Origin of the sequence: Mesorhizobium sp. M2A.F.Ca.ET.039.01.1.1, assembly GCF_003998035.1 — a bacterium.
Lineage (GTDB): Bacteria > Pseudomonadota > Alphaproteobacteria > Rhizobiales > Rhizobiaceae > Mesorhizobium.
Map to the genome: position 1 here is coordinate 1 of NZ_RZRY01000634.1, position 3651 is coordinate 3651.

At 61.4% G+C, this 3651-nt stretch carries 3 protein-coding genes and 1 pseudogene; 3 read left to right on the plus strand and 1 reads right to left on the minus strand.

The window, feature by feature from the left end; genetic code table 11:
• Positions 1–511 (plus strand): GMC family oxidoreductase (locus EOA24_RS30820; protein WP_245501891.1); only part of this gene is annotated, 511 nt, incomplete at its 5' end.
• Between the two features lie 162 nt (positions 512–673).
• Here the strand turns inward: EOA24_RS30820 and EOA24_RS30825 are convergent.
• Positions 674–1063, minus strand: coding sequence for a hypothetical protein (locus tag EOA24_RS30825; RefSeq protein WP_126082562.1), 390 nt, complete (start codon positions 1061–1063; stop codon positions 674–676).
• A gap of 308 nt (positions 1064–1371) precedes the next feature.
• Here EOA24_RS30825 and urtA point away from each other — a divergent pair, with 308 nt between their 5' ends.
• Both urtA and EOA24_RS30835 read left to right on the plus strand, forming a co-directional pair.
• A complete protein-coding gene (gene urtA, locus EOA24_RS30830) occupies positions 1372–2682 on the plus strand; it encodes an urea ABC transporter substrate-binding protein (RefSeq protein WP_126082563.1) in 1311 nt (436 codons plus the stop codon).
• A 106-nt stretch (positions 2683–2788) separates the two neighbouring features.
• Positions 2789–3651: pseudogene (locus EOA24_RS30835) on the plus strand (urea ABC transporter permease subunit UrtB); the annotation flags it as partial.

The window sequence follows — 3651 nt, forward strand, 5'->3', positions numbered from 1 at the left end:
GCCGTTCATGGCGGCCTTCCTCAATCCCGGCGGCTGGGGCCGCTCCTTCACCACGGCGCTCGACCATTACGACCATATGGCAGGCCTGTGGATCGTTGGCGAGGACATGCCGCGCGAGGAGAACCGCATCACGCTGCACAAGGACGAAAAGGACGAGCACGGCATGCCGATCGCCGACGTCCATTTCGACGATCATCCGAACGACGAGGCAATGCGCAACCATGCCTACAGCCAAGGCCAGGCGCTCTATGCCGCTGTCGGCGCCACCAGGACCTTCCCGACGCCGCCTTATCCATCGACTCACAATCTCGGCACCAACCGGATGAGCGAGAAGCCGGAGGACGGCGTCGTCAACAAGCACGGCCAGTCGCACGACATCAAGAACCTGTTCGTCTCCGACGGCAGCCAGTTCACCAGCGGCGCGGCGGAGAACCCGACGCTGACCATCGTGACACTGGCGATCCGCCAGGCCGACTACATCGCGGCGCAGATGTCGGCCAAGACCATCTGAAGCGGTTCGGCGTCACCGCCGATCCGCTCCAGCTATTTTTGTTTGACGCAATTCCGGACGGAAAACCGCTAAGCACCTTTCCTGGAATTGCGTTCATCCTCCCGACTGCCTGCTGGCGCGGGACCCGAAAGGGTTCCGCGCCTTTTTATGCGGAGCCGGCGGCTATCTTCTGGTGCAGGTCGAGGCGGTGAAGGCGCCGTCCTGCTGCTTCATGATGATGTCGAAGGAGGGGCCGCTCGGGTCGTCGAGCGTCGCCTGGGTCATCGAGATCGAGTTGCCGCCGCTGGTGTAGCCGCCGAGCGGCCCGAGCCAGGTGATCTCGCCATTGGGGTTCATCTGGTAGTCGTAGGCTTGCGGCGTGGCGCCGAAGGTCACCGGGCCGCTATAGAGGTTGCTCTTGATGGTGATCACGCCGAGGTCGAGGAACAGGCCGAGCAGGTAGACCTCGCAGTGATAGGCGCCGTCGGGCAGCTTACCGTCGGTAAAATCGGCATGCGCGCTTCCGGCGGCGGACAGCAGAAGCAGGAAACTCAGGATCGTTCGCAGGGTCATGACGTCGCTCGTTTGCGCGGCGACCTTGCCCCATTTCGCCATGGCCCTGCAACAGGGCCGATCAGCCAGCCTTTTGTCTGCATGATGAAATTTAAGGCATTTTTACCAATTGGGCAGAATCTAGGCAGTGCTGCGTAAACTTTTCTCAACTTGGTCGCGTGGAAGTGGATCTAAAAGTTTCCCGGCTACTGGATAACCGGCTGTAATCTCATCGTTATCTCGCAATCCCGTTGCACGCATTCCCGTCTGGCACGTCGCTTGCACAGTCTATGTGGCGGTGCAAACAACCAAGCTTGGGAGCGTGTCATATGAGGGGTAACTTCGCGAAAATAACAAAGATCCTGTCGGCGGGCGTCGTCGCGGCTGGCCTGCTGGCGTCGGCTTCCGCGAAGGCGGCGGAAGACACGATCAAGGTCGGTATTCTCCATTCGCTGTCGGGGACCATGGCGATTTCGGAGACGACGCTGAAAGACGTCATGCTGATGCTGATCGACGAGCAGAACGCCAAGGGCGGCCTGCTCGGCAAGAAACTGGAAGCCGTGGTCGTCGACCCGGCGTCCAACTGGCCGCTGTTCGCGGAGAAGGCGCGCGAGCTGATCTCGAAGGACAAGGTCGCGGCCGTGTTCGGCTGCTGGACCTCGGTGTCGCGCAAGTCGGTGCTGCCGGTGTTCTCGGAACTCGACAACATCCTGTTCTATCCCGTCCAGTATGAGGGCGAGGAGAGCGAGCGCAACGTCTTCTACACCGGCGCGGCGCCGAACCAGCAGGCCATCCCGGCCGTCGACTACCTGATGAGCGCCGATGGCGGTTCCGTGAAGCGCTGGGTGCTCGAAGGCACCGACTATGTCTATCCGCGCACCACCAACAAGATCCTCGAAGCCTATCTGAAATCGAAGGGCGTGCCGGCCGATGACATCATGGTCAACTACACGCCGTTCGGCTTCTCCGACTGGCAGACCGAGGTCTCGGCGATCAAGAAGTTCGGCTCGGCCGGCAAGAAGACCGCGGTGGTCTCGACCGTCAACGGCGATGCCAACGTGCCGTTCTACAAGGAACTCGGCAACCAGGGCATCAAGGCCGAGGACATCCCGGTCATGGCCTTCTCCGTTGGCGAGGAAGAGCTCGCCGGTCTCGACACCAAGCCGCTGGTCGGCCATCTCGCCGCCTGGAACTATTTCGAGAGCGTCAACACGCCCGACAACAAGAAGTTCATCGCCGACTGGCACAAGTTCATCAAGAACAACAAGCGCACCACCAACGACCCGATGGAAGCTCACTATATCGGCTTCAACATGTGGGTGAAGGCGGTCCAGAAGGCCGGCACCACCGATCCGGACAAGGTCATCGACGCCATGGTCGGCGTTTCGGTGCCGAACCTGACCGGCGGCTATTCGGCGATGATGCCGAACCATCACATCACGAAGCCGGTGCTGATCGGTGAAATCCAGGCCAATGGCCAGTTCCAGACGGTCTCGAAGACGCCCGGCCTGGTGATGGGCGACGAATGGTCCGACTACCTGCCCGATTCCAAGGACCTGATTTCCGATTGGCGCGCGCCGCTCAGCTGCGGCAACTTCAATGTCAAAACCGGCAAGTGCGGCGGCAAGGGCACCAACTGATCCTCCCGGGCTGGACCATCAGGTTCATGCCCAAGACTGCGCGCGTCCGGACGGTTTCCTCCACCGTCCGGACGCCCATTAAACCCTCAAGGGTCGCCAAATACCGATGAAGATCTTCCGTGCGATTGGCCTCACGCTTTTGTTCCTTCTGACGACGCTGTCGTCCTCGGGCGCTGCGGAAGCCGATCTGCGTGCCATCATCGCCAAATTCGCGACAGCTGCGGACTTTTCCGAGACTGGAGTTATCGTTCGCGAGTTGACAGCCACGGGCGATCCGGCTGTCGAACGGCCGCTTGCTGCATTGGCGGAAGGCAATCTTTACATTCGCGCCGCCGACTCGATGGTGTTTGTCGGCACGGAAGGCAGCGACAGCATCCAGCTTTTCGACCCGCTGAGCGGCGAGGCAGCGGGCGAGGCTTCCGCAGATGACTTGACCCAGATCGGCATCAACAACACCTTGCGCCGCACTATCCGCGATGCGTTGGGCACGCTGACGCTTGGTTCCAAGGATCCGACTGTCCGCATCGCCGCCGCCGACACCATGTTCAAGACACCTGATGCCGCCAACATCGAGCCGCTCGACGCGGCGATCGCCAGTGAAACCGTGGCGAGCGTCAAGGCTTTGCTGGAGCAGGCGCGTGGCGCTTCCATACTGGTTTCGGACAAGCCCGATACGGACAAGCTCGCCGCAATTGCCTTGATCGGCGCCCGCGGCGACCGCGACGCGGTCTCGCTTCTCACCTCCGTCGAGGCCAACGCCTCCGGAGCGGTCAAGGAAGCGGCGACGGCCACAATCGCGAGTATCAATTCGACGCTGGCATTTTGGGATGCGGGGCAGAACATCTGGTACGGCATCTCGCTCGGATCGGTGCTTCTGCTGGCCGCGATCGGGCTCGCCATCACCTTCGGCGTCATGGGCGTCATCAACATGGCGCATGGCGAGATGGTCATGCTTGGCGCCTATACGAC